Here is a 23,992-nt window from a genome sequence, read left to right on the forward strand (position 1 = left end):
AGCGGCATAATTTACACGCCTTCTGGGATCGTGCTTTCGAGATGCCAGATCTTCGACACGATCTGCCATCCGTCTGCACCAAGCACGAAACCCAGATGGTCAACGAACACGCTTTGATGGGCGCGAATCCGGATTTTGACCGTCGCACTTATCGGGGACAGAAAGTCGACCATCAGAACTTCGGCCTCGCGGTCCTGTCCCTTGCTTGCAGGCGACACGCGCCCCGCCACATCACGGCTAAAGCTATCAATAGGCTCCACAAAAACTACCCCATTGTCTGCATCAAATAAACTGGATTGCGGGTGGAACACGGCGTTCAGCTTTTCAGTATCGCAATCGTGGATCGCGTCAAAGTAAGTCTCAATTGCGCCCAACAGGTCAGCTTGGATAGTCATCGTTATATCTCCGTTTCAATGTGATGCCCAAGACTTGCCATCTGCTGGGAATTCGCGATACTGGCAAAATTGACAACATGCGGTCGGATTTTGCCAAGATGCCAAAAATAGCCCCCTCTTCCCAGAAGAACCCCTTGGTTTGCGCCATCGCCTATGACGGGTTGTGCACATTTGAGTTCGGAATTGCCGTGGAGCTGTTCGCCTTGCCTCGACCCGAATTTGAGAACTGGTACCGCTTCGCGACTGTGAAGGCCGAAGCTGGTCCAATTCGTGCCGTCGGGGGCATCACCGTAGATGCGCAGGAGAACCTCGACCTGCTACAAGAGGCCAGCCTGATTATCGTCCCAGGTTGGCGCGGCGCTGACACTCCTGTCCCTGATGAGCTGTGCTCGGCCCTGCGAGCCGCTTATGACAACGGCGCGCGGATTGCTTCCATCTGTTCCGGCGTGTTTGTTCTGGCTGCCGCCGGCTTACTGGATGGGAAAAACGCGACAACACATTGGCGCTACACTGAAGCACTTGCGCAGCGGTATCCAGACGTGACCGTAGATCCGGACGTGCTTTTTGTAGAGGGCGAGCGCGTGTACACCTCTGCAGGATCGGCTGCGGGGCTAGACCTTGGGCTGCACATCATCCGGCAAGACTTCGGCGCGCAGGTGGCAGCGACTGTTGCGCGCCGGCTGGTGTTGCCCGCGCAACGAGATGGCGGTCAACGGCAGTTCGTACCACGACCACAACCAAAAGCACGGGTTGGATCGGGACTGGCCGCACTGCAAGACCGCATACGCGCATCAATTGACGAGGACTGGCCGATGGAACGCATGGCAAAAGCCGCCGCCACGAGCGGACGGACATTGGCACGGCGTTTCCACGAGGAAGCCGGAACGACCCCGCTAAACTGGCTCAAGATGGAACGCGTGTCTCGCGCTGCTGAGCTGCTGGAAAACAGCACAATTCCGTTGTCAGATGTCTGGGACGTTTGCGGATTTGGCTCAGCAGAAACGTTCCGCCGCGAGTTTCGAAAAACGATGGGGGTGCCGCCCCTTCGGTACCGCGAACGCTTAGGAGCGGTCTAAACCTAATTGAAGGTGATCAGGAACGCATAATTGTTCCTTCTTGGCAGCATAAACACTCCGTCAAACGCCAATGAAAAAGCCGCCATCCGTCATGTGATGCTCAGCTGGCCACTAAGCGGGCGAAGCTGCCGTTCGCCTTCAATTCATCAATGTCAGTTTCCTAATCCTGATCTACCATTAGCCCAACTTTGCGCGCTCCGGTGATGATGTCACTGGCGATATAGTGCCCGAGCGCCCGCAGCTCGGAATCGGGAGCGACAATATCAGGGACCTGAACTGTAATGAGGCCTGCCGCATGTGCCGCGCGGACGCCGTTTGGTGAATCTTCGAATGCGACGCAGGTTGTAGGATCCTGACCTAAACGTGCAGTCGCGTGCAGGTAAATATCTGGCGCAGGCTTGCTGGCCGCGACCTGATCACCACCAACTATGTCTTGAAAAAGAGCACTGAGGCCTGCCCGTTCGAGATGGAGATGCGCTTTTTCCGTCTGGGTACTGGTGGCTATAATGTAGGGGATATCCCGTTCGCGCAGGTATTCTGCAATCGCGGGCGCACCAGGTTTGACAGGGATGCAATCTGCGAGCCGTAGCGTAATTTCATCGTCCCAGACGGCATTAAATTTTTCAAGTGTGACGCGTCCCGAAAGCCCCTCGGTCAATAGCTGATGTCCAAGCAAAAGGTTCGTACCAACTAGCCGCCGGAATAAGTTGTCGTCCTGCGGTAATCCGATAGCGGCAAGCGCGGCGCGGAAGCTCTCGAAGTACACCCGTTCTGTATCAAGCAGCAGGCCGTCCATGTCGAACACAACGCCTTTGGGAGAGATAAACTGCATGAGGGGTGCTTCCTATTGCTTTGTTGATTGGTAACATCGGTTGTATCGTATCGAAACCGACCTTCATACAGACTGCAACATCCGTCACATCGGGCTCTTTGGACACCTTCGCCGCGTGGTGGATGAAAATCCGCCAATGGGTCAAGCAGGGTGAATGGAAAAGCTATGCTTCCAAAAAGGAACTATTAGGGGGTGCTGATTAGAAGGTGTTTGGTGGAGCCTAGCGGGATCGAACCGCTGACCTCCTGCATGCCATGCAGGCGCTCTCCCAGCTGAGCTAAGGCCCCAAACTGCAACCCGTAGGTTGCGAGGTGGTATCTAGAAGGGCGCGGGGATCAGTTCAAGCGAAAAATCCAACCGCGCCCGACTATTTAGCTTTCGTCGTCGTCAGCGGCCACATCGGCCAACTCATCGAGGCTTACTGTATCGTCATCATCGTCGTCTTCGAGAACGTCGTCGCCAAGATCAGCGTCGTTTTCATCCTCGTCGTCGTCGAGGATCACTTCCTCTGCGTCGTCGACTGCATTGTCTTTGTTCTGCGCATCAGGTTTATCGGCCTGCATGGTGCGGGACTTGTTACCTGTCAGGCTCTCAAGCGAGAATTCGTGATCGCAAGCGGGGCAAGTCAGCGGATCTTTCTGAAGATCGTAGAAACGAGTCTGGCAGTTTGGGCAAACGCGCTTAACGCCCCATTCTTCCTTAGGCATAATCGTCCTCTTTCGTCGGTGCGACTGTTAACGCGCACATGCAGTTGAATATCTGAATTGCAGCCAGTTGCCACATGGGGAAAGGCGTGTCAAAGGCTTTCCCCCCATTGTTACTTTTCAAGGGCCATTGACCGCGCTACCTTTGGTCATAAGCAGCAAATTGCAGGCATTCAAGCGATGGTCGACACGATTCAACTGGGGGAGCCCCCGATTGACGTCTTACTGAAGCACTCCGCGCGCGCGAGACGGCTGTCTCTGCGCGTGTCGGGCATTGATGGGCGTGTGTCACTGACCCTGCCCCGCCGCGCCTCCATGGGTGAGGCGCAGGATTTCTTACGCGCCAAAGAAGACTGGATCCGCAAACATCTTAGCAAACAACCCGATGCCACGCTAATTGCCCCGGGCGCGCAAATTCCAGTTGAAGGGCGCCCACGCTTGATCGCAGAAACACGCACCCGCACCGTCAAACTAATGGACGATCACATATTGATCCCACCGGGCGAAGACAAAGCAGGCGCCAGAGTGCGAGCCTTCTTAAAGACAATGGCTCGTGATCGCTTGGTGCAAGCCAGCGAAAAATACTCGACCAATCTAGGGCGCCCATTTGGAAAGATCAGCATACGCGACACACGCTCGCGTTGGGGGTCGTGCACTTCGGAGGGGAACTTGATGTACTCTTGGCGCCTTATCCTCGCGCCAGCCCATGTGCTGGATTACGTCGCTGCCCACGAAGTGGCGCATTTGGCCGAGATGAACCACAGCGCAGCCTTTTGGAACGAGGTAGCGCAGCTTATGCCGGATTATGAAGCCCCGCGCCGCTGGCTTCGGACACATGGCGGCGGGCTGCATCACTACAAGTTCTAAAAGCGGATCAACTGTACACATACCCATGGCGAAATCATCTTTGCCGCGACCTCAGCAACTCACAAGAAAGCTACTATCCTAGGATGATCAGAAAAGAGCGCTCTGTTCACTATTCGACCGCGTTATCTAGGATCCCGCAGCAGCTGTGACCAAGTTGCGCGTCCTTTATGGGCCTGGCCACAAAATTCACACAGCTCTTTAAGCGTCGCACCGCAAGCAGATCTTCGCTGCGCAGTGCACTGAGGCCCGTCTACCATCCCAGCTCAGTAGATGACATGAAGGTCAAAGGTATCTGCCATTCGCCCCTCTCATCTTACCTTTATCCTCTCCAAGGCCCTCGCGCTTTGTAGTCGCCAATTCGCGCACGAAGCTGCACGTTTTCAACTGGGTTCTTGGAATCATAAACCTGCACCTGCATCCCTGACACCGGATCAAGTCCATTCGCCAACGACCTCACGATATAGCGCGCGACCTGCGGGCTAGCCCCGCTGGTTCCGACAAGAATGGATCGTGCCCCAGAGAGCACGCCACCTGCTACGGTTCCGGGCAATGCGGAACTTCGGTCAGAAACGCCGCTCATGGCGACGTGTTTCCCCCAAGTAGACGGTGCTGCGCCGCTGGTATTCAGCAATCCGCCTGCAGAGGAGTAGTGCGCAGGGTTCCCGTTGCTTTGCACATAGCCCCCAACCCGCGTAACCAATTCGGCATTGGCCACCCCGTTCATACTGCCAAACCCACGAATTTCGCTCAATGGCTGCGCGTATTCCGGCAAAGCAGGTTTGATGCGCGGAACCCTATCGGGATTGACCAAATAGCATTGGCGGCCTCCGGTTCTAAGCTCCGACGGGTCATCGTCACGTTGCGCCCAAATGTTGATGTATTCGCTTGCCCCAAGCCGTGCGGAATTTTGTTTCCGTTTCAAGGTAAGGGTCCAACGCCCTGATGATGCCCATCTTGCTGGCTCACCCTGCGGCATGGTTACCGGTACGCTAGGCGCAAGGGCCACCATCGCGCGCCAACGGGTGCCACGGTTGTAATCCACAGAAAGTTGCCCCACGACCGCACCGCCCGCGTGAATATCCACAAAATTGCGAGGATCTCCACGCGGGAAGCGCGGGTCACCCCGCAAAGCCAGGGAAGGTGTCGCGTCCAAAGAGACGCCACGTGGCGGGGTAATCTCGAAAGTGTAGCCTGATGTGTCCAGCCCCTTAGGGAGCCACATCTCTACATAGCTTGACGTGCGATCATCGGGTTGGACCTGCCAGCCAATGCTTATCTCATTGTCTACGAATGCATCCTCTTGGAAGTTCGCGTGCATCTCGTCTTCGAAGGTGTTTCCACTGGGCATGATCAAATAAGTCGGTGCGAGTTTGCGCCTAGACTTCAGCAGCTCCTGAATGGCGGCGTCCATTTCAGAATCCCCATCATGGCGACCCGCAGACCACCCGTAGGAGAAATTGATTACCAATGGCAACTCGTCCACGCCGTGAGCCTGCGCAATGCGCTTTCCCCGCTCAAAGATGTAGTGAAGAGCCGAGAGCATATACATCTCTTTGCCAAAACCGGAGGTGTCCCAAGAAATGGAATTTGGTAACTGCACTGCGATGATCTCCAGATCATCTTGCGACGGTTGCTCGGTGGCGGTAAAGGGCTGGCTTGCGGCCATCGACATTGTATGTGCCCCATGGGTCGTTTGGCGAAGCAAATAGTTGCCGACTTCCGGCAAATCCGGGTCGATGGCACCGGCAGATGTATACATAGCCCGCTCGTCGCGACCGTATTCGGCACGTAAGGCGTCGATATTGCCGTTGCTCAACTCGCGCCCAAACGGCACCGCAGACGGCCCATCGCTGCGCGCAGCTTGCAACCAGCAATGGCTGACGCGGGTATCCCCTTTCCGGTCGAGATATGCTCGGTTGACGAAAGGGATGCCGTCATCAATCACCGCGATAATGGCTTTGGGTGCATTGGCCTTCTTGATGAAGCCGTCCACAGCCCGCGCCGCATCATAGTCTTGTGACCAAGACTTGGCGTTTATTGGAAAATTGACGCGGTAACGTGGGCGAATCTGCCGCCCTGTGACCTCGTCAATGTCATCAGGCATATCGAACAGAGTGTCCAAACTCTCCAGCAACTGATCAATCCAGTCGCCCATACCCTCGATCTCGGGGTCTTCTGTATCTACCGGATCGTAAAAGCAAAACGGTCGGACAGCTAACCCCTCTGCGTTGTTCCAAAGTGGTGGATAGCGAACGTCGACGCGCTGCACTTGGTCCCCCGGCTCGGAGCGAAACTTGACCTTCTTCACATCCGGCAAAGGCACAGAGCTGTCCATTAGCGCCGCAAAATACCGCGAATTCCAATCCCGAATTCCAGGGAAGCTAAACGGGCGGCCAAGGTCCTTGCCAAAAACCCAACGCTCATACGGCCCTGTGTACTGCCGAACGCGCTGTGCCATATTAAGCTATCACCCCGTTCGTATCACCTGTGTGGGCCTCCTTAAGGGCCTTTTTCCAGAGCCAGTTAAACAGAGGGGAGACCGTGGATTGCACAGGTGCCCCGAACTGCACACCGTAATCAGTTGGCACAGAGTCACCGGCCAAGAGTTTCTCAAAGTCGGTACCAAAGAAATCTGTGTTTTTCGGAGTGTAGGTCGCAGCTTTGGCAGTTTGCGGAGCCCCACAACGCCCAAGGATAGCCCCACCGACGGCTTGCCCCAAAGACGCGCCAGCCCAAGTGTCCATTGGATAATGCACCCCGGCCACAGTGCGGTTCACAGCAATGCGGCTGGCCAGTTGCTTAACCAACTCGCGGCGATCGGGGCTGTCAGCATAGCTTTGCCACGCATCCAACAGGCCCAACATCACCGTGGCGACCCCGTAAGCTTCGGTCGCGTGCGCGGATGGGAAACTGCCATGCCCCGGCGTCGCAATCATGGGCATGATACGCGTATCGACCTGATCGGGCCGCCGAATGGCGAGGGAGTATTTCGCCATCATGGCCAGATGTGAACACATCAACTGGGTAACGGTGATCAGCTCAAGGGTATAACGGTTATGCGCGGGGTGCAGCGCCAGTATCATGGCGAAATACTCGGTTGGGAAGCCAAGTTGGCTCGTGATCTCCGCCGCGCGGTCAGCCCTAAGGTCTGAATAGTCGCGCACAAATTTTGATTGCTCTGACAAAAGCGAAGCGGACGGGCGATGTACCGATAACAGGTTTTGGTTCTCAAAACTCAGCGACACTTCCTCGCCCACGACGGAGGAGCCAACGTCTTTAATGAAATCTGTTAGGTACAGTGAGCCGCGCACCCAATCGGCGGAGCGGTCGAGGTTTGCCGTTGAATTCTCGGGAAGCTGCGTGGGGACCGGTGCGGGTCCATCACCCGTAGCAAATACAATAGCCTCAGCGGTTGTTTGCAAGCCAGCGGTTAGAATTGGATTATTTCCCTGAGCGGCTCCGGCGCCTAGGAAGTCGCCCATGCCACCCATTCCGCCCATGCCGCCCATTCCACCCATGCCGCCCATTCCACCCATTCCACCATTCCTTGCCATGATTACTATCTCACTCCATTGGGATCCCGGAGGCCACAAAAGCCTCCATTGCACGCTTGCCTATCTCCGCAGACGCAGAGGGGTGGGCTTTTGAATAATCTTTCACCCTAAATTCAGGTTGCCGACGCAATAACTTTTTGGCGGCCGCCCTTGCGTCCTCTCCTCGATCAAGAAAATGTAGGGCGATGATCTGCGTTCTGATTGAGGACAAGTGCCGGTCATTCGCAGCCAAAGAACGGTTTATCAACTCCAGCGCCTGTTCATATTCTTCCGCGGCAAGATGCGCGGTGCTCGACAGGCAATCATAGAAATAACCAAACGGATCGATTGGAGACAGGCTACAAGCTCGCTCCGAGGCCTCAATAGCCTCACTGCCCGCGTCCTGAAACGCATGTAGCGCCCCCTTGAGCAGCCAAGACAGGCTTTCATTTGGGTTGATATCTATCGCAGCATCATATCGCTGACTGGCCACATCCATTCTTTGCAAAAGGTTGTTATGGGCAAAGCCGTCAATCACCATGGAGAACGAACTGTCGGGATTGATATCCAAGGCCCGAGACGATGAATCTAGCGCACGTTGAGTGTCACCTTCGCGATCAGTCGTCCAACCGTTGAACACGCTCAGCACATACCACTTTGCCAACCATGCATGAGTTTCAGCCACCATAGGAGCGCGAGACACAGCCTCTTCAAGCAAGGTCCGCGACTTTGCAAAATCTCGGAACTTCGGTCGGTGCATCAATGATACACCCCCAATGATTAAGTGGTGGTCGTCAAGTGCCGGAATTGGTCGGTCACGCATATAGGCAATGGTCTCATCCGCGATGGTGCGTCCAATGGCGCGGACGGTTCCATTCAAGCTTTCGGAGATATTGTCCCAAAAATTGTTCTCAGCAGCCGCTATTTGCCGTGTCCAAAGGATGCTCCCGTCACGTGCATCCACGAAGTCCATATCGACAATGATCCGGCCTCCCATTTCGCGGATTGATCCGGTGACGAAATAGTCCACATCGAGCTCTTTACGAACATCGACTATGTCTGTCGTCCGTTTGGCAAGCGCCCTACTGGAGAGGTGCGAAATTACAGACATCAAGTTGGATCGCGACAGCGACCGGCACACCTCTTCCGCCAACCAGTCACCCAAAACGCGAAGATTATCTCCGCCCATGACCCGTTGAAATGGCAGGGCAGTAATACGTGGAAGCGGGCGTCCAAGTTCTGTGCGTGGGGAGGTTCTGTACAAGGCCGCAATCTGGCTAGCGTCAGCGCGCATGGCCGCAACCCATTCAGCGAACCCTTGATCGCGAATGCCTATCCCCTCCAAAAACGACCCCGCACCGGGCGCCCCCAGAAAGTTGACCAAGGACAGGTCCAGCTCAACATCACTATTGGTGCAGGTAACAAAGCAGTCAAAATCTTCGCCCAAGATACTTCGAAGATCAGACAACGCGCGACGTAAGTTTTGTCGGCCTCCATCATAGCAAGAGGATCCCCACAATGTGCGCTGAAGGTAGGATCTGGTGCGTCGTCCCAGCGGAGCGGTCGCAAGAAGTGCGAACAAAGCTCGATGCTTTGCCCCCTTCACTTCAGCCCCGCCCTTGCCATTCACGCGCACGACACAAGAACCAAACAAAGATATGTCAAGTTTGTTAGTCACGGTAATAAACTGCCTTCCCTAGAAATAAGATTAACAACGTAACGTAACTTGCACCAAGACCTTCACACTTTTTTCACATGTGGCCCTTCGTATGCATTGATACTTTAGTTTTACTTTAAATATTCTTTTCCGGAGCCACACCTGATGCCACTTCAAAAGGGGCCTGAACCAATCACCGACCTGTTAGACTTCTACGACCGCTGGCCAAGGTTACGTGGCTCGATGCAAGCATTAAGTGAGGGCGGACCCCTTAATGAAAAAGAGCGCGAAACGCTCTCTTGGCTTATCCTTCTAGCGGACCGCGTGGGCCCCGCAGATATTGGCGATTAATTTCGTTCTCTGGTCCCTAGCGGGTGTTCACGAGAACTCTTCGTACGCTTTCAGAGCCTTCGCCGAATACGCATACGACGGCCCGCCACCCATGTAAGTGGCCATAGCCAAGGCTTCGACCAGTTCCTCGCGGGTAATACCTAGGCGAATGAGCGATTTCACATGAAACCCAATGCAGCTATCGCACCGCGTCGCGATAGCAATGCCGAGCGCCATAATCTCTTTGGTCTTCTCATCCAACGCACCAGAGGTTTTCGCGATGCCGCCCATAGTATTAAAGGCCCTTGCAAGGTCCGGCATTTCTTTCGACAACACCGTGATATTGTCGACGGTCTCGCCCATAAATTTAGTCCAATCCATCTCGCTCATCCTCTCTCGTCCGATCCCATTTTACGTTCTAACCAACGCACACCAGCGCTAATAATCAATACCAACACCAAGTACTCCACAATCAATAACGAATAAATTTCCAGCGGCCTGTACTCTGTCACAACCAGCTCGTTTGCCCGTCGCGTCAATTCTTGCATGCCGATCACGGAGGCAAAGGCCGACATCTTCACGATGTAGATAAACTGGTTCGCCAGAGGTGGTAAAATACGTCGTATGGCTTGCGGCAAAATCACGTAACGCATGGTTTGAATGTAGTTCAATCCAACCGTTTTGGCCGCCTCTGCCTGGCCCTTCGCGATGCTCTGAATGCCCGCGCGGTAGATCTCGGCCGTGAACGCGCTGTCGGATAACGCCAAGGTTATGATCGCCCCCCAGAACGGGTCGATTTGGATACTTAGCCCCATGGACTTGAAGACAATTGGCAACCCGTAGAACACCCAAAACAGCATGGGCAGCAGAGGAATGGCACGTACGATTTCCACATAGACACGGTTAATGGCGCGGATGCCACGGCGCTCCGACAAGCCCGGCAACGCGATCAACAACCCCAACACTATCGAAATGGATGCCGCAATTACCGACAGCAATATCGTGGCCCCCATCCCGTTCACCAAGAACTTGATGTTGATCCAGCCGGAAGCCGTCATCGGGTTGATGACGTACCACCCCCAGATGTCAGACGAGCCGCACCCCGACAAAAATAGAAGCCCACATAGGGAAAGAAAAACCCGCATATCAGTGCTGCAATATCTGTTGAAGGAACGCCTGTGTGCGTTCGGATTTTGGCGCGCTAAAGAAGTCGTCCGCGGTACCGGTTTCTACGATCTCGCCGGCGTCCATAAACACCATTTGGTCCGCTACCTTGCGTGCAAACCCCATCTCATGGGTCACCACGACCATGGTCATGCCTTCCTCAGCTAACTCCACAATAACCTCGAGCACTTCCGCGATCATCTCTGGGTCCAGCGCCGATGTCGGCTCATCGAACAGCATCACTTTCGGCTCCATGCACAGGCTGCGCGCGATGGCGACCCGTTGCTGTTGCCCTCCTGACAGCTGACTGGGGCGTTTATGGGCTTGCTCCGGAATACGGACCCGCTCCAAGTACTCCATAGCCCGCTCTTCGGCGTCTTTGCGCGACAATCCACGCGCCTTCATCGGGCCAAGAACAAGGTTCTCCATGACGGATAAATGCGGGAATAAGTTGAACTGTTGGAAGACCATGCCAACCTCGGACCTGATGGCATCCAGCGCGTCCGTACTGCCATCTTGCACCACGCCGCCAATCTTGATCACGCCTTTTTGATGAGCCTCAAGCCGATTAATGCAACGCACCACGGTAGATTTGCCCGATCCCGACGGCCCGCAAATCACAACCCGATCACCAGGCTTCACGTTAAGATTAATGCCTTTAAGGACCTGAAAGTCGCCAAACCACTTATCTACACCGATCATCTCGATCGCATTTTGTGCCACTACTGCGCCCTTCCGGCCAATACATCTATTCCCTTGAGGTTATGTGCCAAGTGACCGAAACTTCAAGCCACTATCACCAACGGGCCTACAGATGTATAGTAAGGCCCTTATTCAACACCGGAGAAGTTCCAAGACATGAAACAATTTGCAAACGCCCTAGCGGCGCTCGCCTTTGGCGCTGTGATGAGCACAGCTGCCGTGGCACAATCTGCCCTGAACGACATCCTAGATGGCGGCGTACTAAAAGTCGGCACCACAGGCGACTGGAACCCAATGACAGTTCGCGACCCCGCCACCAACAGCTACAAAGGTTACGACATCGACATCATGACCGAGCTGGCAAACGACTTAGGCGTTGAAGTTGAATTTGTCCCTACAGACTGGAAAACTTTGGTAAACGGCGTAACCGCTGGCAGCTACCACATGACTGGTTCCGCCTCGATTTCCCCCGCTCGGATGAAAGTTGCTGGCTTCTCTGAAAGCTACACAGCCGTTGAAATTTACCCCTTCACCCTGAAGGAAAACGCCGGAAAATTTGATGGCTATGACAGCATCAACCAGCCCGAAGTAACCGTAGCAACCACACTGGGCACAACATTCGAGAGCTTGGCAAAAGAGTGGTTCCCGAACGCCACGATCAAAGTAGTTGAAGCCCCTGCACGTGGCTACCAAGAGGTTATTGCCGGCCGTGCAGATGTGTTTATCACGTCGAACATCGAAGGTGCTACTTTGGATGACAAGTTCCCGATCGTACGCGTGAACGGCGCAGAAGCCCGCGCCCCATCGCCTATCGCGATGCTGCTGCCACAAGCCGATCAGGTTTGGATCAATTACGTGAACAACTGGGTCGAAGTGAAGAAAGCTCGTGGCTTCTTTGACGCGACCGCCGACAAATGGGGTCTGTAAGCTCCACCGCATAATTCATGAAAGGTCGCGCATTGAGCGCGGCCTTTTTTATTGCCCGCTAAGGCCGCAAGGTCGCATCAGTGAAACCTTGCAAGGTTAAGCCCTACCCAGTTGTCGAAGCACTCCTCGGGTCTCAAACCCTCGACAGGTGAAGGTTGGTAGCCGCCTGTGAAGAATGCAAACCTCATGCCGGCCGCGCGGGCCGTTCGGAAATCTGTCACACTATCCCCAACGTACAGGCAGTCCTCAACACGTAGACCCAAAGTCTCAACCGTGTGCAACAGAGGCAAAGGGTTGGGCTTGTTCGCCGATGTCGTGTCACCGCCTGTAATCACTGAAAAATAGCGGCTGATATCAAGTTGGTCGCACATTTCGCGCGCCGGAGATTCCGGTTTGTTAGTGCAGATTGCCATAGGAACATCAGATGTCTCCAATACATCACGCACCCCGTCAAAGAGGCGAGTGAGCGTCGTCAAATCCTCCGCATATGCGCGGTGCATCTGCGTTAAATGTTGAGCCATATCATCAGGGACGCCGCCCGTTGCATGCAAACAGCGCTCCACCAGTTTCTCAATCCCGTTGCCGATGAAGCCAATCACCTGCTCCAACGTCACGGCATCGCGCCCCGCATGTGCCAGCATCACATTTGCAGCGGCGTGAATATCTGGCGCGGAATGAACAAGTGTTCCGTCCAGATCGAAGATGATTGCCCTCATGCGAAGTCTATTTGTGTTTTCATGGCTCGGGACCTGTCTGCTGCAAGCTCAAACGCTTCGACCGCGTCGCTCATCGGGAAGGTTTTGGTGATATAGGGCGCCACGTCGATCAACCCTTTTTGCATCAATGACACGCCGGTCGCGAACTCGTCATGGAAGCGGAAAGAGCCTTTCAAATTCAGCTCCTTCGCCGTGATCGCCATCATCGGCAGGGACATGTCCCCGCTCAAGCCAAGTTGCACGATAGTCCCACCGGGGCGCATCGCGTGAATGCCCGCCGTCAATGCCGATACTGCGCCCGAGCATTCGAACTGCACATCAAACGCGCCCTTGTCGGCCATATAGGGCTGCAATGGCGTGTCGACCTTGGAGACATTGAAGGTGACATCCGCACCAGCTTCCCGTGCTTTTTGCAATGTGAAGTCTGACATGTCCGTAGCGACGATGTGATCCGCGCCCGCACGCCGCGCGGCCAAAATAGTGAGCACCCCAATTGGGCCACACCCCGTCACAAGCACGGTCTTACCAAGCAGCAATCCCGCTTGCGCGACTGCGTGAAGGCAAACCGCCAAGGGTTCGGCCATCGCGGCCTCCCCCGCAGTCAAACCGTCGGCCACGACGCATTGCGACGCCTCCGCGTTCAGCACTTGGCGAAACGCGCCTTGGATATGCGGAAAGGGCATGGCCGAGCCGTAGAAGCGCATATTCAAGCAATGGTTGGGCTGTCCCGCGAGGCAGAACTTGCAGTTCGCGCAGGGGCGCGAAGGGGACACAGCCACCAGCTGCCCCACGTCCAACCCTGAGACACCCTCACCCAAAGCAGTGATATGGCCAGAGACCTCATGCCCTAGCACCATCGGCTCGCGCAGTTTGATCGCGCCAAAGCCGCCGTGTTGGTAGTAATGCAGATCGGACCCGCAGATGCCGCCTGCCGCCATTGCGACCTGCACCTCGCCTGCAGCGGGCGGCGAGATGGGCCGCTCCTCAATGCGCAGATCACGCGGGGCGTGGATGACAACTGACTTCATAGCTTGCGCCCTTCCGAAGATGGATATGTCAGCGCAGGCTATGCTCGTTTCAGGCGTCCCGCCAGTCTAATTCGTGATCAGTTCTGGCCCCATCACCAAGGTCGGCAACCAAGTCGAGATCGCAGGGATGTAGGTCACCATGATCAAGAACACGACGAGGATCATCAAGAATGGCAACGCCGCGCGAACAACCGCCATCATCGGCATACCTGCGACGCCAGAGGTCACAAACAGGTTCAGGCCAACTGGCGGGGTGATCATCCCGATCTCCATATTGACCACCATGATGATGCCCAAGTGGATCGGATCAATGCCCAACTCAATCGCAATCGGGAACACCAATGGTGCCACGATAACCAACAAGCCCGACGGCTCCATGAACTGCCCACCGATCAACAAGATGATGTTCACGATAACCAAGAACATGACCGGCCCAAAGCCCGCGTCCAGCATCGCTGCCGTAATTTGCTGCGGTATTTGCTCGTCGGTTAGAACGTGCTTCAGGATCAGCGCATTGGCGATCACGAACATCAATGTGACGGTCAGCTTGCCTGCATCGAACAAGGTCTGTTGCGTGTCTTTGTGGAAGAAGGCGGTCACCAAGGCTTGTGGCTTGGCGAAAAGAGAGATGTTCTTCTCGCCTTCCTCCGTCGCCAATGGCCCCATGTCACGGTAAACGAAACAGGCAATGATCCAAGCATATACAGCGGCCACTGCTGCAGCCTCGGTTGGGGTGAAGGCCCCACCATAGATGCCGCCCAAGATGATGACGATTAGGAACAAGCCCCAGCCCGCCTCTTTGCCGGTCTCCATGATACGCGCCCAACCTGCCCATTCCCCCTTGGGCAGGTTCTTAATGCGCGCGATCACATAGATGCCAAGCATCAACATGAAGCCCGCCAATAGGCCCGGGATCACACCCGCCAAGAACATGCGACCAACCGACACTTCCACGGCGGCGGCATAGACCACCATCACGATGGAAGGCGGGATCAAGATGCCTAGCGTCCCTGCGTTACAAATCACGCCAGCGGCGAATTCTTTGGTGTAGCCAACCTGACGCATCGCCGCGATCACGATGGACCCGATGGCCACCACGGTTGCGGGCGACGAGCCTGACAAAGCCGCAAACATCATGCACGCAAAGACCGACGCAATCGCCATGCCGCCGCGCAAATGTCCCACACAGGCAATCGAGAAATTAATGATCCGCCGCGCAACACCGCCCGTCGACATGAAGCTCGACGCGAGAATGAAGAACGGGATCGCCAGCAAGGTGTAATGGCCCGCGAAGGCTTCAAACAACGTGCCCGCCACTGAGGCCAAGGAGGCGTCCGAGAACCACAGCAAGAACAGCACCGACGAGAAGCCAAGGGAGACAGCAATCGGCACACCGATCAACATAAGGCCAATGACCATTCCGAACAGAAGGATAATTTCCATGATTTAAACGTCCTTCAATTCAGTCGCGAGGCGCTCGGCGGCCTCTTCTACATCGTCTTCTGCCTCGTGGCTGACGATAAGCATGTCGATTTTTCCAGTGATGATCGCGAAGAAAGCCTGCACAGATCGCAGCAGGAAGAGCGCCATCGAGATGGGCAAGACCACATAGGGGATCAGGCGCGGTAATTTTTCGTATTCGTCGCCATCGTTGAACAGATCTTCAATAAAGTTCAACACGGCGGGCACGGGAATGTCGTTGGTCTCATACCAGCCCTTGCCACGAAATTTCTCTTCGAACCCTAAGGGGAACCAGCGCCCCTCGGTGGCGGGAAGGTTCGCGAAGTTGGCCCAGTAGTCCCACGCCCCCTTGAGAAGCAAAAACGCAAATGAAATGCAGACCAACGCCGCAATGACCCCAAGCGCACGTTTCAAGCTTGGCGACACCACGTTCACGATGGCATCAACACCTAGGTGTGCGCCTTTCTTAACCGCATAAGATGCGCCCAACAGGACCAACCATGCGAACATGAAAACGGTTAATTCCAACGCCCAAAGGATGTTGGCGTTGAAGACATAGCGGGCAATTACGTTTGCAAACGTGAGAAGCGTCATCAGCCCCAATAGGACGGCGATGAATGTCTCTTCGATACTATCAATGAATGAACGCGCGGCATGTGCCATCTGCATCCCCTCCCCAAGTCGCAGAAATAAAGTGGTGCGGCGACACTCAGGACGCCGCACCGTGTTTCAAAAGGCCCGTTTAGGAACCCGCGTTGAATTCCTGAGCAGCCGCAATGTTCTCTGCGCCTACGTCGCCTTCAAACTGCGCCCAAACCGGCTTCATTGCATCAACCCAAGCTTGACGCTGAGCCGCATCCAACTGGCGGATTTCGCCACCAGCGGCGATGATGTTGGCTTTGGCAGTCTCGTTGGTTGCAAAAGCTTCGCCGTTGCGCGCCTCGGTTACCTCGGCAAGGATGGTCGTAAGCTGGTCGCGAACGTCCGCGTCCAACCCGTCCAGCCAATCCACGGATGCCACTACTAAGTAGTCGATGATGCCGTGGTTGGTTTCGGTAACGCCGTCTTGGACTTCGAAGAACTTCTTGCCAAAGATGTTGGACCAAGTGTTTTCCTGACCATCAACAACACCTTGCTGCAACGCGCCGTAAACCTCGGAGAACGCCATCTTCTGGGGCGAACCACCGATAGCTTCCATCTGTGCGACCAGCACGTCGGAAGGTTGTACGCGGAACTTCAAACCGTTCGCATCAGTTGGCGAAATCAGCGGCTTGTTCGCGGACATTTGCTTCATGCCGTTGTGCCAGAATGACAGACCTTGCAGGCCACGCTTTTGCATGGAGTCTTTCATTGCCTGACCGGTTTCAGAGTTTTGGAACCCGTCAACAGCGTTGATGTCTTTGAACATGAACGGAAGGTCAAACAGGCGGAACTGCTTGGTGAAGGTCTCGAACTTCGACAAGGAAGGCGCTGCCAATTGTACGTCGCCTTGCAGCATCGCTTCCAGAACTTTGTCATCGTTATAGAGCGTGGAATTGCCGAACACTTCCATGCAGGCTTTGCCGTTCATCTCATCGTTGACGCGCTGCGCCAGCAAGGAGGCGGCGACGCCTTTAGGGTGCTTGTCGGTGTTGGTAACGTGGCTGAACTTGATGACCACTTCGCCTTCGTCACAAGCAGCAGCTGCAACGGACGGAACAAGGGCAACAGAGGCGACGCAAGCCGCTTTCAATAGTGTTTTCATGGTTTCCTCCCAATGGAATATCAATCGAGCGGGTTTACCCGCCGGATGTTGGAAAGCTTGCAAGAAGGGCATAGCCCGTGCAAGCGTCTCGAAGGAAATTGGTGAAAACCATTTTAGTTCAATAACATAGACTGCAATCAACGCACTCCTTCGTGCAAAAAATGTGAAATTTCGCACTTTTCCTACATGCATCGCGCAGAATGTTGCGATATTCCGCACAAACTGAATCACCGAATCGAGACCTCATGCACGCCCCTTCGCGCCGAAAAACGATATGGCTTTTCGCGACCGTATATCTGGTCCTGTCGGCGCTTGCAGTCGTTGCGTCTTATCAATTCAGTCTTCGCACGGGACTTGATCGCCTTGCCCAATCGGGCGGTGTCGTAGTTGAGCAATCCTCCGACCGCCTGATTGCGCAACTGGAAAGCTACCGCGAATTAACGGATGTTTTGGCACGACACCCGAGCGTGTCAGCGCTTATTTCCAACCGTGGCTCATCAGAGCAAACATCGGAATTTCTGCTACGAACCGCCCTTACAACCGGTGCCAAAGAAATCCACGCACTGGATGCAGCCGGACAAGTTATGGCATCATCCTCCCTCGATGACGTGCCCCAGATAATCGGCGCAGATTGGTCTAAGCGTCCCGATGTCATCGCCGCCCAAACGCGTCGCATGGGTATCTTCCACTCAATAGACGCCAGCGGCGCACGAGGATATTATTTCGCGCGCAACGTCCTACGGGGCGACGGCAGTACTCACGGGTACGTTGTGGTTAAAGTCAACATGGAGGAGTTGGAGGCCGAGTGGCGGATCGACGAAACCGTTGTCACGTTCTTTGACGCCGCAGGCGTTAGCTTTGTATCAAACCGGTTGGGGCTTACACTTCGCCGCGACCCGTTATTGGAACGTGTCCCACCCTCCAGCTTTGACTATGACAACAGGCAGCTTCGCCCCCTGCCGGAACACGAAGTTGCCAACACCGCGGGCCACATGCTTTGGAGCTTCAAAGATGGCAGCGCAATGCCTGATAAGGCGTTGGTGGTCTCACGAAATGTGCCTCTAATTGAGATGACCGCGCGCGCCTTCAATGATGCGCAACCGGCATTTAGCGAGGCACGATTGGTCGGAGCTCTCACAGCGGCGGTTTTGTCACTGTTCGGTCTGGGGTTTGCGTTTTTCATGCAAAGCCGTGCGCGCCTGTCCGACCAACTTCGGTTGGAAGCCAAGGCTAACGCGCAACTCGAGGCCCGCGTGGCCAAACGAAATGCCCAACTACAGCAAGCCCAAGACAATCTTATCCAAGCGAGTAAACTCACCGCATTGGGGCAGATGTCTGCGGGCATCAGTCACGAGTTGAACCAACCCATAGCGGCCATCCAAAACTACGCCGCCAATACGGACAAATTGATTGAACGTGGGCGCGAACCGGAAGCTCGCGAGAACCTGACATTGATAACTGAGCAAACCCAACGAATGGGGCGCATCATTCATAATTTGCGCGGCTTTGCCCGCAAGGAAACCGAGCCGCTGGAAAAGGTGAACGTGGCCGATGTCGTTACCGCCTCCATCAACTTGGCTGAACAACGGGCAAAAACCGAAGGGGTGGACTTACTTGTCGATAGCATCCCGAATGCGTGGGTAGATGCCGGACACGTTCGCTTGCAGCAAGTGATTGTGAACCTTCTGTCCAATGCGATGGACGCCATGTCAGAAACTCCCACAAAACAAATCTCAGTGTCTTTGAGCCAGCACCGCGAGCAAGTTCAACTTGTGGTCGCCGACACCGGACCGGGCTTGTCAGATGTAGAGCGCGTGTTCGAACCTTTCTACACCACCAAGGAAATCGGCGCTTCCAAGGGATTGGGGCTGGGGCTATCCATATCATACGGGATCATCGGCAGTTTCAACGGGTTGCTTAGTGTTGAAAACCTTGCGGATGGCGGGGCCGCATTCACCATCACACTCCCCGCGATTACCAGACAGGAGGCAGCCATATGACCCTTACTCTTTTGTTGATTGAAGACGACGCCGCCCTGCGCCGCTCCCTCGCGCAAAGCTTTGAGTTGGAGGACATCACGGTCATCGCGGCCTCCAGCTTTGTTATGGCGAAATCTCATATTACCCGCGACTTCGAAGGGGTCATTCTATCCGACATTCGCATGCCCGGAAAAGACGGGTTCGATGTTTTGTCCTACGCTCGTGAGGTCGACACAGACTTACCCGTGGTCTTGCTGACAGGTCAGGCGGACGTGCCTATGGCCGTTCGCGCAATGGCGGAAGGGGCGTATGATTTCCGCCAAAAGCCCTGCTCACCCGAGCAATTGCTGGAAGCCATCAACCGCGCGATGGAGCACCGCCATTTAGTGTTAAAATCCCGCAAGATGGAGCGTCAGCTACTTGCAGGCGATGCTGCTGCCACCAATTTCCCCGGAAGCTCCGCACCGGTGGAGCGACTGCGCAAAGCCCTAAGGCAGGCCGCCACATTACCAGTACATATCTACCTTCACGGCCCCGCGGGGGCAGGTAAACGGCTTGCGGCACATACGACACATGCCTTAGCCACCGACCGGTCGCGCTTCATATCGATGTCTTTGCGTGACACTTCCGTGCAGATGATTCAGGACCTAGAGTTGACCAGTCAACCTACGGATTTATCGGTCAAATCCCTCAACCTTGCGACATCGGCGCAACAGGCGGCACTGCTATCGCTTATGGAGCAATTTGCGAACCTGCGCGTGATCGCCTCATCGCCTTATTCGTTGGAAAAACTAAGGGCAAACGGCTTACGGGACGATCTGTTTTATGCATTGGACATGATGCAGATCGAGGTTCCATCCTTGGCGCAAAGACGAAAAGATCTCGCAGTCACTTTTGAAGCACTTGTCCGTCAAACAGTACGCTCCATGAATGGTGAATTGCGCGAAATCCCCGAAAGCCTTTATGCGCAAGTGATCGCTCGTGAATGGCCTGACAACCTGCCAGAACTGCGTAATTTTGCCCGCAGCTTCGTACTTGGCCTGAATGTGAAATCTGACGCGACCAAGCACGCGGAGCTGAGCTTGATCGAGCAGATGAATGCGTTTGAGAAGCTGGTCCTAACCGACACCCTCAAGCGGTTTGGCGGCAAATCAGCAACCGTCGCAGAAGCCTTGGGTTTGCCGCGAAAAACGCTCTACGACAAGCTTGCCAAACACGACTTGCGCGCCAAGGATTTCCGAAGCGCGCAAGCCTAGATTGCTACGCGTCTTTTAGCCCCATCAGCATCTGCTTCAAATCAGCCGACAGCTCTGCGTCGCTCAATACACCAGACACCGTGTCAAATTTCTCGCCGAATGGTCCAACCGACAAACTGCCCTTGATGTTGGCGCCGAAATAACCTGCGGAAGACACCGCTGCCTCTAGAACCGTTGCCCCGCCTCGGCCACCCGGAGAAGCCGCCATTGCGATCATTGGGGTATCTTGAAACACCTTCATGCCGAGGCGTGACATCCAATCAAAGGTGTTCTTCCATGCTGCTGTGTAGTGGCCGTTGTGCTCCGCAAAAGAGATCAGCAACGCGTCCGCTTCGCCAATTTTATCAAAGAGATGTTGCGCCAATTCGGGGATGCCCGAGGCCGCTTCGCGGTCGCTGCTATATATCGGCATCTCGTAATCATTCAGGTCGATAACCTGCACAGTCGCCTCCGGTGCGACCTCCTTTTGAAAAACCTCAGCGGCATGGGTGACAAGGCGTTTGTTGATCGAAGAGCTGCTGGTCGATGCGGCAAATGCAAGTAGTTTCATGGATGAGTTCTCCAATATGTGACGGATTACCCGTTGTAGTGGCAATAGCGGAATTCACGCAACACGGCCCTACGCGCAGTTTATGTGCGTTGGCGCGTCACAAACGGCAGCTTCACCGCGCCAGCCACCCACCATCGACGTTCAACACGGTTCCATGGATGTAATCTGCTGCCGGACTAGATAGAAAAACTGCCGCCCCCGCGATGTCGGATGCTTTACCCCATGATCCAGCCGGAATGCGGTCCAGAATGGCTTTGTTGCGCTCAGGGTCAGCGCGCAAGGCGTCTGTGTTGTTCGTCTCAATGTACCCCGGGGCCAAGGCGTTCACGTTGATGCCGTTCGCCGCCCACTCATTGGCCATGAGCTTGGTCAACCCCGCCACGCCATGTTTAGACGCTGTGTATGATGGCACGCGGATGCCGCCCTGAAACGACAAAAGCGAGGCGATGTTTACGATCCGCCCGCGCCCTTGCCGCGCCAAGATTGCACGTGCAAAGGACTGGCTGGTAAAGAACACGGCCTTCAAGTTGACGTCCATCACGTCGTCCCAATCGGCCTCGGAAAACTCGGTGCAATCATCGCGCCGGATAATGCCCGCGTTGTTGATCAGGATGTCGATATGTTGAGCCTCAAACACGTCTTTGGCCGCCATCGGGTCGGAGAAGTCCAAAGACAGCGCCGTGCTGTTGGGGGCCAGTGCCAAGGTCTCCTCCATCGAAGAGCGCCCAGCACAAATGACGTCCGCACCAGCCTTGCCAAGCGCAACAGCTATGGCTTGCCCGATCCCTGTATTTGCTCCCGTAACCAATGCTCGTTGACCGTCTAGGCGGAATGGATCGTTCATCGCACGCCCCCCATTACACCCACATTGTTGATCGGATTTACGGAACGGTGGTATTCGGCTCGCGGCATGCTGCCCTCCCTTTGGCTGTCATTCTGATATGCCAGTGATGGGTGGCGGTCAAACTGCCCGCACCAACCTCAACGCATCATATATCGCCGCATGGGTGTTGCGCGCCGATACTGCGTCACCAATCCGGAACAGCTGAAAGGTGCCCTCGGGGTTTCGGTTGATGGTTTGTGGCTCGCAGGCAATGAACGCCTCATGGTCCAACGCCCCTTGATTGGAACTCTGTGGGCGCAGCTCGTGGTACAGATCGTCCATCGGCAGCGTTCCGTAATTCACAACCACTTGGTCATAATGTGCCGTGCGGGTGTGGTCGCTGTAGTCGGTGCCGATCGTAGCCGCCAGCGTGTTCCCCGCCTTCGCGACGCCCAACAGGCGGCGTGTCACCGTGAAGGTGACATCCTTGTCCTGCAAGGACCGCATATAGGGCACTAAGTTCATCGCCATGATATCCGGAGAGAACACGCGGTCAGGCGTCATGACCTCCACCTTCGCGCCCGCATTTGCCGCCACCTCTGCGGCTTGAAGTGCAGGATGATCGCCGCTTTCGTCATAGATCAGGACATTGTCCGCAGGCTTCACGTCACCAGATATAATATCCCAAGCAGTAACCACATGCGCCGCGTCTTGGCCGCTTTCATATAGCTCGATATTCGGTACGCCACCTGTCGCGATAACAACCACATCGGGATTTAGGCCTTCAACGTCGCGGGCCTCGGCCCAAGTGTTGAAATGGAAACTCACATCGCGCGCGGCACATTGGGCCATTCGCCAATCGATGATCGACATCATCTCCTTGCGGCGCGGGTTTTGGGCGGTCAGGCGAATTTGCCCGCCGGGGTGCGGCTGCGCCTCTAGGACCGTAACCTCATGCCCACGCTCCGCTGCGACGCGCGCGGCTTCCAATCCGCCGGGGCCTGCACCAACCACAACCACCTTGCGCCGCTCCTTCGAGGCGGCAATAGCGTGAGGCATGGTCAGCTCGCGCCCCGTCGAGGGGTTATGGATGCACAAGGCCTCCCCCGCTTGATAGATACGGTCAAGGCAGTAAGTCGCGCCTACGCAAGGGCGGATGTCATCCTCGCGCCCCTCCACGATCTTCTGAACGATATGCGGGTCCGCCATATGCGCCCGCGTCATGCCAACCATATCAATCAACCCTGCCGACACCGCATGCCGCGCGGTTGCGACGTCAGGTATGCGCGCCGCGTGAAATGTCGGCATTCCGGTTGCTTTGCGTACCTCGCCCGCGAAATCCAAATGCGGGGCGCTTTTCATCCCCTGCACGGGAATAACGTCCGTCATCGCAGGGTCGGAATGAACCCGCCCACGGATCACATTGAGGAAGTCCAACTGGCCACAAGCGGCCAGCTTTTTGGAAATCTCAATCCCTTCATCATGGGTGATGCCGCCTTTCTGTGCCTCATCGGCGGTGTATCGGAACCCCACAATGAACTCGCTGCCCACGCGTTTGCGCACGGCGGCCAACACATCCAGCGGGAACCTCATGCGGTTCTCCATCGTGTCCGCGCCGTAAGGGCCGGTCAGGTCGTTGGTCAGCGGCGACCAGAACTGGTCCAGAAGATGCCCGTAAACTTCCAATTCAATGCCATCCATCCCGCCTGCCTTCATGCGCTCGGCGGCGTCGGCGAAGTCGGAAATGATGCGCTCAATATCCCAGTCTTCGGCCAATTTGGGGAATGCACGATGGGCAGGCTCGCGGTGCTTGGACGAGGAGACCGTAGGCAACCAATCCCCCTTATTCCACGCTGAGCGCCGCCCCAAATGCGTCAGCTGTATCATCGCGGCACAACCATGCTCATGACAGCTATCGGTGAGATCTTTGATCCACGGCACAACCTCATCTTTATAGGCAAGGATGTTGTTAAACACTGGAGGGCTGTCTTTGGATACGGCTGCGGAACCCGCCGTCATAGCCAAGGCCACCCCCGCTTTGGCGCGCTCTTCGTGGTAAGCGCGGTACCGCTCCTTAGGCATCCCATCAACAGGATAGGCCGGCTCATGACTGGTGGTCATAATCCGGTTTTTCAGCGTCAAATGTTTCAGTTGGTAGGGTTGCAGCAGAGGGTCTTGATACATGACGCGGTCCTTTACTCAAAGGTCGGGATGCCCCCCAATGTGGGGCATCCCTTAGAGCAAAGGC

The 23,992-nt window shown here is 55.5% G+C and carries 23 protein-coding genes and 1 tRNA gene; 6 read left to right on the forward strand and 18 right to left on the reverse strand.

The features are described from left to right. Positions 1 to 11 precede the first annotated feature (11 nt). Positions 12 to 395: a nuclear transport factor 2 family protein gene (locus ABJN86_RS05590; RefSeq protein ID WP_348365366.1), complete on the reverse strand. Its 384-nt coding sequence runs from the start codon at positions 393 to 395 to the stop codon at positions 12 to 14. Between the two features lie 98 nt (positions 396 to 493). Here ABJN86_RS05590 and ftrA point away from each other — a divergent pair, with 98 nt between their 5' ends. Further along, positions 494 to 1,471, forward strand: coding sequence for a transcriptional regulator FtrA (ftrA, locus tag ABJN86_RS05595; RefSeq protein ID WP_348365369.1), 978 nt, complete (start codon positions 494 to 496; stop codon positions 1,469 to 1,471). Positions 1,472 to 1,631: 160 nt separating this feature from the next. Here the strand turns inward: ftrA and ABJN86_RS05600 are convergent, their stop codons facing one another. From ABJN86_RS05600 to ABJN86_RS05610, 3 genes are all read right to left on the reverse strand, one after another. Continuing rightward, positions 1,632 to 2,303, reverse strand: a complete 672-nt coding sequence (locus tag ABJN86_RS05600; protein WP_348365371.1) for an HAD family phosphatase — start codon at positions 2,301 to 2,303, stop codon at positions 1,632 to 1,634. 211 nt (positions 2,304 to 2,514) lie between these two features. Next, a tRNA-Ala gene (locus ABJN86_RS05605) sits at positions 2,515 to 2,590 on the reverse strand. 84 nt (positions 2,591 to 2,674) lie between these two features. Then, positions 2,675 to 3,010, reverse strand: a complete 336-nt coding sequence (locus ABJN86_RS05610; RefSeq protein ID WP_348365373.1) for a TIGR02300 family protein — start codon at positions 3,008 to 3,010, stop codon at positions 2,675 to 2,677. Between the two features lie 177 nt (positions 3,011 to 3,187). Between ABJN86_RS05610 and ABJN86_RS05615 the strand changes: the two genes are divergently transcribed. Next, the gene (locus tag ABJN86_RS05615) at positions 3,188 to 3,874 is read left to right on the forward strand and encodes a SprT family zinc-dependent metalloprotease (protein WP_348365375.1); all 687 of its coding nucleotides are present in this window, start codon (positions 3,188 to 3,190) and stop codon (positions 3,872 to 3,874) included. 319 nt (positions 3,875 to 4,193) lie between these two features. Here ABJN86_RS05615 and ABJN86_RS05620 read toward each other — a convergent pair whose 3' ends face one another. The 3 genes from ABJN86_RS05620 to ABJN86_RS05630 are packed head-to-tail and all read right to left on the reverse strand — an operon-like array spanning position 4,194 to position 9,085. Then, a complete protein-coding gene (locus ABJN86_RS05620) occupies positions 4,194 to 6,332 on the reverse strand; it encodes a hypothetical protein (protein ID WP_348365377.1) in 2,139 nt (712 codons plus the stop codon). A gap of 1 nt (position 6,333) precedes the next feature. Beyond that, complete coding sequence (locus ABJN86_RS05625) at positions 6,334 to 7,428, reverse strand: phosphatase PAP2 family protein (protein WP_348365380.1); 1,095 nt, start codon at positions 7,426 to 7,428, stop codon at positions 6,334 to 6,336. A gap of 10 nt (positions 7,429 to 7,438) precedes the next feature. Then, the gene (locus tag ABJN86_RS05630) at positions 7,439 to 9,085 is read right to left on the reverse strand and encodes a hypothetical protein (RefSeq protein ID WP_348365381.1); all 1,647 of its coding nucleotides are present in this window, start codon (positions 9,083 to 9,085) and stop codon (positions 7,439 to 7,441) included. 144 nt (positions 9,086 to 9,229) lie between these two features. Between ABJN86_RS05630 and ABJN86_RS05635 the strand changes: the two genes are divergently transcribed. After that, entirely contained in the window at positions 9,230 to 9,415 is a 186-nt protein-coding gene (locus ABJN86_RS05635) for a hypothetical protein (protein ID WP_348365382.1), read from the forward strand. A gap of 27 nt (positions 9,416 to 9,442) precedes the next feature. Here the strand turns inward: ABJN86_RS05635 and ABJN86_RS05640 are convergent, their stop codons facing one another. Genes ABJN86_RS05640 through ABJN86_RS05650 form a run of 3 tightly spaced genes read right to left on the reverse strand, consistent with a single transcriptional unit; the run spans position 9,443 to position 11,281 of the window. Continuing rightward, positions 9,443 to 9,775, reverse strand: coding sequence for a carboxymuconolactone decarboxylase family protein (locus ABJN86_RS05640; protein WP_348365385.1), 333 nt, complete (start codon positions 9,773 to 9,775; stop codon positions 9,443 to 9,445). A gap of 5 nt (positions 9,776 to 9,780) precedes the next feature. After that, complete coding sequence (locus tag ABJN86_RS05645; RefSeq protein WP_348365386.1) at positions 9,781 to 10,539, reverse strand: amino acid ABC transporter permease; 759 nt, start codon at positions 10,537 to 10,539, stop codon at positions 9,781 to 9,783. Position 10,540: 1 nt separating this feature from the next. Continuing rightward, complete coding sequence (locus tag ABJN86_RS05650) at positions 10,541 to 11,281, reverse strand: amino acid ABC transporter ATP-binding protein (RefSeq protein ID WP_348365388.1); 741 nt, start codon at positions 11,279 to 11,281, stop codon at positions 10,541 to 10,543. 135 nt (positions 11,282 to 11,416) lie between these two features. Between ABJN86_RS05650 and ABJN86_RS05655 the strand changes: the two genes are divergently transcribed. Further along, complete coding sequence (locus tag ABJN86_RS05655; RefSeq protein ID WP_348365389.1) at positions 11,417 to 12,187, forward strand: transporter substrate-binding domain-containing protein; 771 nt, start codon at positions 11,417 to 11,419, stop codon at positions 12,185 to 12,187. Between the two features lie 77 nt (positions 12,188 to 12,264). Here the strand turns inward: ABJN86_RS05655 and gph are convergent, their stop codons facing one another. The 5 genes from gph to ABJN86_RS05680 all read right to left on the reverse strand — a co-directional run bounded on the left by gph (position 12,265) and on the right by ABJN86_RS05680 (position 17,136). Next, entirely contained in the window at positions 12,265 to 12,903 is a 639-nt protein-coding gene (gene gph / locus ABJN86_RS05660) for a phosphoglycolate phosphatase (protein WP_348365390.1), read from the reverse strand. Beyond that, entirely contained in the window at positions 12,900 to 13,931 is a 1,032-nt protein-coding gene (locus ABJN86_RS05665) for an L-idonate 5-dehydrogenase (RefSeq protein ID WP_348365392.1), read from the reverse strand. Before ABJN86_RS05665 ends, gph begins: the two co-directional genes overlap by 4 nt. A 66-nt stretch (positions 13,932 to 13,997) precedes the next feature. Beyond that, the gene (locus ABJN86_RS05670; protein ID WP_348365394.1) at positions 13,998 to 15,374 is read right to left on the reverse strand and encodes a TRAP transporter large permease; all 1,377 of its coding nucleotides are present in this window, start codon (positions 15,372 to 15,374) and stop codon (positions 13,998 to 14,000) included. Between the two features lie 3 nt (positions 15,375 to 15,377). Next, a complete protein-coding gene (locus ABJN86_RS05675; protein ID WP_348365395.1) occupies positions 15,378 to 16,055 on the reverse strand; it encodes a TRAP transporter small permease in 678 nt (225 codons plus the stop codon). 79 nt (positions 16,056 to 16,134) lie between these two features. After that, positions 16,135 to 17,136, reverse strand: coding sequence for a DctP family TRAP transporter solute-binding subunit (locus tag ABJN86_RS05680; RefSeq protein ID WP_348365397.1), 1,002 nt, complete (start codon positions 17,134 to 17,136; stop codon positions 16,135 to 16,137). A 245-nt stretch (positions 17,137 to 17,381) separates the two neighbouring features. Between ABJN86_RS05680 and ABJN86_RS05685 the strand changes: the two genes are divergently transcribed. Further along, positions 17,382 to 19,136: an ATP-binding protein gene (locus ABJN86_RS05685; protein ID WP_348365398.1), complete on the forward strand. Its 1,755-nt coding sequence runs from the start codon at positions 17,382 to 17,384 to the stop codon at positions 19,134 to 19,136. Beyond that, positions 19,133 to 20,371 (forward strand): response regulator, encoded by a 1,239-nt coding sequence (locus tag ABJN86_RS05690; protein ID WP_348365400.1) that lies wholly within the window; start codon positions 19,133 to 19,135, stop codon positions 20,369 to 20,371. The genes ABJN86_RS05685 and ABJN86_RS05690 overlap by 4 nt, the downstream gene beginning before the upstream one ends. 4 nt (positions 20,372 to 20,375) lie before the next feature. Here ABJN86_RS05690 and ABJN86_RS05695 read toward each other — a convergent pair whose 3' ends face one another. The 3 genes from ABJN86_RS05695 to ABJN86_RS05705 form a co-directional block, all read right to left on the reverse strand. Continuing rightward, a complete protein-coding gene (locus ABJN86_RS05695; protein ID WP_348365402.1) occupies positions 20,376 to 20,921 on the reverse strand; it encodes an NAD(P)H-dependent oxidoreductase in 546 nt (181 codons plus the stop codon). Positions 20,922 to 21,033: 112 nt separating this feature from the next. Then, positions 21,034 to 21,765: a 2-dehydro-3-deoxy-D-gluconate 5-dehydrogenase KduD gene (gene kduD, locus ABJN86_RS05700; protein WP_348365404.1), complete on the reverse strand. Its 732-nt coding sequence runs from the start codon at positions 21,763 to 21,765 to the stop codon at positions 21,034 to 21,036. 117 nt (positions 21,766 to 21,882) lie between these two features. Continuing rightward, positions 21,883 to 23,928: an NADH:flavin oxidoreductase gene (locus tag ABJN86_RS05705; RefSeq protein WP_348365406.1), complete on the reverse strand. Its 2,046-nt coding sequence runs from the start codon at positions 23,926 to 23,928 to the stop codon at positions 21,883 to 21,885. Positions 23,929 to 23,992: the final 64 nt, after the last annotated feature.

This window comes from Litoreibacter sp. (assembly GCF_039974535.1).
In the GTDB taxonomy this organism is placed as follows: domain Bacteria; phylum Pseudomonadota; class Alphaproteobacteria; order Rhodobacterales; family Rhodobacteraceae; genus Litoreibacter.